Source organism: Mesorhizobium sp. M7A.F.Ca.CA.003.01.2.1, from assembly GCF_003998945.1.
GTDB classification, from domain to species: domain Bacteria; phylum Pseudomonadota; class Alphaproteobacteria; order Rhizobiales; family Rhizobiaceae; genus Mesorhizobium; species Mesorhizobium ciceri.
Map to the genome: position 1 here is coordinate 1 of NZ_RZRA01000275.1, position 6,059 is coordinate 6,059.

Sequence of the window (6,059 nt, forward strand, 5' to 3'; positions counted from 1 at the left end):
TCTGGGCGTTAGAGCGTCCTTTGTGCGTCCAGATGGACGCCCGGCGCTCTAATGCGCCAGGGACTTTCCAGCGTCGTCGGCACTGTCTGTCGCAGCCGGCGGATTGACCGGCTCGACCCATTCGATCGGCTCCGGCATACGCACCAGCGCGTGGCGCAACACCTCGCCGACACGTGAGACCGGAATGATCTCCATGCCGTTCTTCACATTGTCCGGAATCTCCGCCAGGTCCTTGGCATTGTCTTCCGGGATCAGCACCTTCTTGATGCCGCCGCGCAGTGCGGCGAGCAGCTTCTCCTTGAGCCCGCCGATCGGCAGGATGCGGCCGCGAAGCGTTATCTCGCCGGTCATCGCCACATCCGCCCGGACCGGAATACCCGTCAGTACCGATACAATGGCTGTCGCCATGGCAGCACCTGCAGACGGGCCGTCCTTCGGCGTGGCGCCTTCCGGCAAGTGCACGTGGATGTCGCGCTTGTCGAACAGCGGCGGCTCGATGCCGAAATCGACGGCGCGCGAGCGGACATAGGAGGCCGCCGCCGAAATCGATTCCTTCATCACGTCGCGCAAATTGCCGGTCACCGTCATGCGGCCCTTGCCGGGCATCATGACGCCTTCGACCGTCAGCAGCTCGCCGCCGACTTCCGTCCAGGCGAGTCCGGTAACGACACCGACCTGATCGTCAGCCTCGACCTGACCGAAGCGGAAGCGTTCAACACCGAGGTAATCGGCGAGGTTCGCCGCCGTGATGTTCACCGTCTTCTTCTTCGTCTTCAGGATCTCGGTCACCGCCTTGCGCCCGAGCTTCATCAGCTCGCGCTCCAGGCTTCTGACGCCCGCTTCACGGGTGTAGGTCTGGACGATGGCGCGGATCGCGTCCTCACCGACGGAAAACTCCTTCGGCTGCAGCGCGTGATCGCGGATCACCTTAGGCATCAGGTGCCGCTTGGCGATCTCGATCTTCTCGTCCTCGGTGTAGCCGGCGATACGGATGATCTCCATGCGGTCCATCAAGGGCGCCGGGATGTTCAGCGTGTTCGCCGTCGTCACGAACATGACGCTCGACAGATCGTATTCGACCTCGAGGTAGTGGTCCATGAACGTCGAGTTCTGTTCCGGATCGAGGACCTCGAGCAACGCCGATGACGGATCGCCACGGAAGTCCTGGCCCATCTTGTCGATCTCGTCGAGCAGGAAGAGCGGGTTGGACTTCTTGGCCTTCTTCATCGACTGGATGACCTTGCCGGGCATCGAGCCGATATAGGTGCGCCGGTGGCCACGGATCTCGGCCTCGTCACGCACGCCGCCCAGCGCCATGCGGATGAACTCGCGTCCAGTCGCCTTGGCGATCGACTTGCCGAGCGAGGTCTTGCCGACACCGGGAGGGCCGACGAGGCACAGGATCGGCCCCTTCAGCTTCTTCTGGCGGCTTTGCACGGCGAGATACTCGACGATGCGCTCCTTGACCTTGTCGAGGCCGAAATGGTCGGTATCGAGCACGTTCTGCGCGAAAGCCAGGTCCTGCTTGACCTTGGAGTTCTTGCCCCACGGGATAGACAGGATCCAGTCGAGATAGTTGCGCACGACCGTCGATTCAGCCGACATCGGCGACATCGTCCGGAGCTTCTTCAACTCGGCTTCCGCCTTTTCGCGGGCCTCCTTGGAGAGCTTGGTCTTCTTGATGCGCGCCTCTATCTCGGCGGCCTCGTCGCGGCCGTCCTCGCCTTCGCCGAGTTCCTTCTGGATCGCCTTCATCTGCTCGTTCAGGTAGTACTCGCGCTGCGTCTTCTCCATCTGGCGCTTGACACGCGAGCGGATGCGCTTCTCCACCTGCAGGACGGAGATTTCGGCTTCCATGAAGCCCATCGCCTTTTCCAGCCGCTCCTTGACCGAAAGCGTGGCCAGCATCTCCTGCTTCTCGGGGATCTTGATGGCGAGATGCGAGGCAACCGTGTCGGCGAGCTTGGAGTAGTCGTCGATCTGGCTGGCAGCACCCACCACTTCGGGCGAGATCTTCTTGTTCAGCTTGACGTAATTCTCGAAATCGGTGACGACCGAACGCGCCAGCGCCTCAACCTCGACCTCTTCCTCTTCCGGCTCGACCAGCGCCGCGGCGCGGGCCTCGTGGAAATCGGGACGGTCGGTGAACGAGACGATTTTCGCACGCGAGGCGCCCTCGACCAGAACCTTGACGGTGCCGTCGGGCAGCTTGAGCAATTGCAGCACATTGGCGAGCGTGCCGATGTCGAAAATGGCATCGGGCTCGGGATCGTCATCAGCGGCATTCATCTGGGTGGCAAGCAGGATCTGCTTTTCCTGACCCATCACCTCTTCCAGCGCCTTGATCGACTTCTCACGCCCGACGAAGAGCGGAACGATCATGTGCGGGAACACCACGATGTCGCGCAGTGGGAGAACTGCGAAGACGCCGTCGCTGGGTGCCTTGGATACTTTGGCCATTGTCCAACCTTTCATGTCGCGGCCGCTAATTGAGCCAACCGCGAATCTTATATTAACGACCGGGGATCGTTCCGCCTACCACCGTTTGTGACGGGAGTTTTACAGCACAGAAATCGGGCACCTCGGCCTTCTCCAGTTAGTTGGATGCACGACCCCCAAAGATCAAGGGGCGTGTCCAAATCCGCACTCCCAACCCGTCCGCGAGTGACACATTTGCGACGCCAGCCCGTACGCCGCGCAAAACCGCTGTGCGACAGCAAAACGGCGCCTTGCGGCGCCGTTTCAGAATTTCGCTGCGGGCTCATGTCAGGCGCTGACATTGCCCTTCTTTTCCTTCTGCTCGGAGTAGATGTAGAGCGGCCGGGCACTGCCGGTCACCACCTCCTCCGAAATCACCACTTCGCGCACGCCTTCGAGTGCGGGAAGCTCGAACATCGTGTCGAGCAGGATCGCCTCCATGATCGAACGCAGGCCGCGCGCGCCGGTCTTGCGCTCAATAGCGCGCTTGGCGATCGCCGAAAGAGCGTTCTCATGGAAGGTCAGGTCGACATTTTCCATCTCGAACAGCCGCTGATACTGCTTGACCAGCGCGTTCTTCGGCTCGGTCAGGATCTGGATCAGCGCCGGTTCGTCGAGATCTTCCAGCGTCGCCAGGACCGGCAGACGGCCGACAAACTCAGGGATAAGACCGAACTTCAACAGGTCCTCGGGCTCGACCAGGCGGAAAACATCGCCAGTGCGGCGATCCTCCGGCGAAGCGACGACCGCGCCGAAGCCGATCGACGTCTTGCGGCCGCGATCCGAGATGATCTTGTCCAGCCCGGCGAAGGCGCCGCCGCAGATGAACAGGATGTTGGCTGTATCGACCTGCAGGAATTCCTGCTGCGGGTGCTTCCTGCCGCCCTGTGGCGGCACGGAGGCGACGGTGCCTTCCATGATCTTCAAGAGCGCCTGCTGCACACCCTCGCCCGACACGTCGCGGGTGATCGAGGGATTGTCCGACTTGCGCGAAATCTTGTCGATTTCGTCGATGTAGACGATGCCGCGCTGGGCGCGCTCGACATTGTAGTCGGCCGACTGCAACAGCTTCAGGATGATGTTTTCGACGTCCTCGCCGACATAGCCGGCTTCGGTCAGCGTCGTCGCGTCAGCCATGGTGAACGGCACGTCGATGATGCGGGCCAGCGTCTGCGCGAGCAGCGTCTTGCCGCAACCGGTCGGGCCGATCAAAAGGATGTTGGACTTCGCCAGTTCGACATCGTTGTTCTTGCCGGCATGCGCGAGGCGCTTGTAGTGATTGTGGACCGCCACCGACAGCACGCGCTTGGCGTAGGGCTGACCGATGACATAGTCGTCGAGAACCTTGAGGATCTCCTGCGGTGTCGGCACGCCTTCGCGCGACTTCACCATCGAGGTCTTGTTCTCTTCACGGATGATGTCCATGCAGAGCTCGACGCACTCGTCGCAGATGAAGACCGTCGGACCGGCGATCAGCTTGCGCACTTCGTGCTGGCTTTTGCCGCAAAACGAGCAGTAAAGCGTGTTCTTGGAATCGCCGCTGTTGTTGCCGACCTTGCTCATTTTCATGTCCTTTCATGGCCGCCCGCCGATGGTCTGGCTGAAAGGGCGCATACTCTATCTATCGCGGGAATCCGCCGCCGCCAGTGTGTCCCGGCTCCCGCAACGCATTCCGTACGAAACACAAATCAGAAAACGTGGCAATGATTCGCGACAACCCCGCATAAAGCTAAGCCGCCGAAACTCAACATAGCCTTAACGTAGGCAATCCTGTCCCCCGAGGGAACAGCCAATTGTGGCCGAAATGCCGCAAGACGCGCCAAAAGCGCGTGATGGTGCCATCCAACTGCCAACTTGCCTTTATGCCAGCGCCCCTTCGGCCGCCTCGCGCGACGAAATGACCTTGTCGATGAGGCCGAAATCCTTGGCTTCGTCGGCGGTCATGAAATGATCGCGGTCGAGCGTTTTCTCGATCTCTTCATAGCTCTTGCCGGTGTGCTTGACGTAGACCTCGTTGAGGCGACGCTTCAGCTTGATGATATCCAGGGCATGGCGCTCGATGTCGGACGCCTGGCCCTGAAAGCCGCCGGAAGGCTGGTGAACCATGATGCGGGCGTTCGGCGTGGCAAAGCGCATGTCCTTGTGACCGGCAGTCAGGAGCAGCGAACCCATCGAAGCCGCCTGGCCGATGCAGAGCGTCGACACGGCCGGCTTGATGAACTGCATGGTGTCGTAGATCGCCATGCCCGAGGTGACGACGCCGCCCGGCGAATTGATGTAGAGGTTGATTTCCTTCTTCGGATTCTCAGCTTCGAGGAACAAAAGCTGCGCGCAGACCAGCGTCGCCATGCCGTCCTCGACCGGACCGGTGATGAAAATGATGCGCTCCTTGAGGAGGCGCGAGAAAATGTCGTAGGCCCGCTCGCCGCGATTGGTCTGTTCGACCACCATCGGAACGAGGTTCATGTAGGTTTCGACGGGGTTCTTCATCAGGTATCTCTTATCTCGCGGTGGGATTCCGGCGCCGGGAATGCCGGCAGATCGGGCAGAATCGGTTCTGGATCGGTATTCCGTAAATAGGATGCCGGCTCGTCCTTGTGCAAGGCCGACCCCTCCTAGCCATCTGGGTAAGTCGAATCAAGCTTTCTGACCAAGGATTCGCGGCGGCGGATGCTTCCGCGGGTCCGGAGCCGCATCGCCGGCCCCGCAACGTAGCAGTTTCTTAACCGCGTCACTTAACGAAATGCGCCGAAACCGCTTTTTTCCGAGACGGCTTCCTCTACAATTCAACGTTGAACTTATGCATAGAGTTCAACAGGGGGAGTGCCATGCCCGGGAAAACCGCATGCTTCACCATTGCCGGCCTGACCGTGCTCGGCACGATTTCGCAGACGGCGGCCGGCGGCCGCGCCGTCGAATGCTATGAACCCGTCCGCAGTCCGGCCGTCTATGACACGGTCTATGAAGACGTGATGATCAGTCCGCCCGGTCAGCAGGTCGACTATATCGCCCCTATCTTTGGCACGCGCGAGCGCGTCGTGATGACCGTTCCGGCGCAAGTGACCTACCAGATCGTACCGGCCGTCACCCGCACCGTCTACCGTACGGTCCGGGTCGATGGCGGCGGCTATTCCTGGGAATGGCGCGTCATCCATGGCCGCAAGGTGCTGTGCAAGGTATGGCACAAGGCGCGCTACGAACGCGTCGCAGAGACCATCGTGATCCAGCCCGAACGCACGCGGCGCGTCGTCATTCCCGCACAATATGACAGCATCGCCGAGGAGGTGCTGGTGCGGCCGGAACAAAGGCGCGTCATCGATGTCCCCGCCTCCTACCAGACCGTCGCGCGTCGTGTGTTGGTCCGGGAAGGCTCATCCAGTTGGCGGCGGGTGCATATTCCCAGGCATTGCCAGGATTAGCGCGCATGGCGTAACCTGCGTCGCAGCGGATCTCCGTTGGGCTGAGGGCATGCGCGACCTGGAAATTTCCAATCAGGAATTGTCAGACCTTGCCGAAGAAGCCTTGGCGCTTGCCAAAGCTTATTGGGCCTCCCTCGAGGAACGTCGGACGTATCCCACGAC

Annotated in this window: 4 protein-coding genes; 1 reads left to right on the forward strand and 3 read right to left on the reverse strand. The window is 61.0% G+C overall.

Translation table 11 applies throughout. The features are described 5' to 3' along the window. Positions 1–48: 48 nt before the first annotated feature. The 3 genes from lon to clpP all read right to left on the reverse strand — a co-directional run bounded on the left by lon (position 49) and on the right by clpP (position 4,968). On the reverse strand, positions 49–2,460 hold the full coding sequence (gene lon, locus EN969_RS13495; RefSeq protein ID WP_013532189.1) for an endopeptidase La: 2,412 nt from the start codon (positions 2,458–2,460) through the stop codon (positions 49–51). A 306-nt stretch (positions 2,461–2,766) separates the two neighbouring features. After that, entirely contained in the window at positions 2,767–4,041 is a 1,275-nt protein-coding gene (clpX, locus tag EN969_RS13500; RefSeq protein WP_013532190.1) for an ATP-dependent Clp protease ATP-binding subunit ClpX, read from the reverse strand. A 297-nt stretch (positions 4,042–4,338) separates the two neighbouring features. After that, the gene (gene clpP, locus EN969_RS13505; RefSeq protein ID WP_013532191.1) at positions 4,339–4,968 is read right to left on the reverse strand and encodes an ATP-dependent Clp endopeptidase proteolytic subunit ClpP; all 630 of its coding nucleotides are present in this window, start codon (positions 4,966–4,968) and stop codon (positions 4,339–4,341) included. 338 nt (positions 4,969–5,306) lie between these two features. Between clpP and EN969_RS13510 the strand changes: the two genes are divergently transcribed. Next, entirely contained in the window at positions 5,307–5,897 is a 591-nt protein-coding gene (locus EN969_RS13510; RefSeq protein WP_063167790.1) for a hypothetical protein, read from the forward strand. Positions 5,898–6,059: the final 162 nt, after the last annotated feature.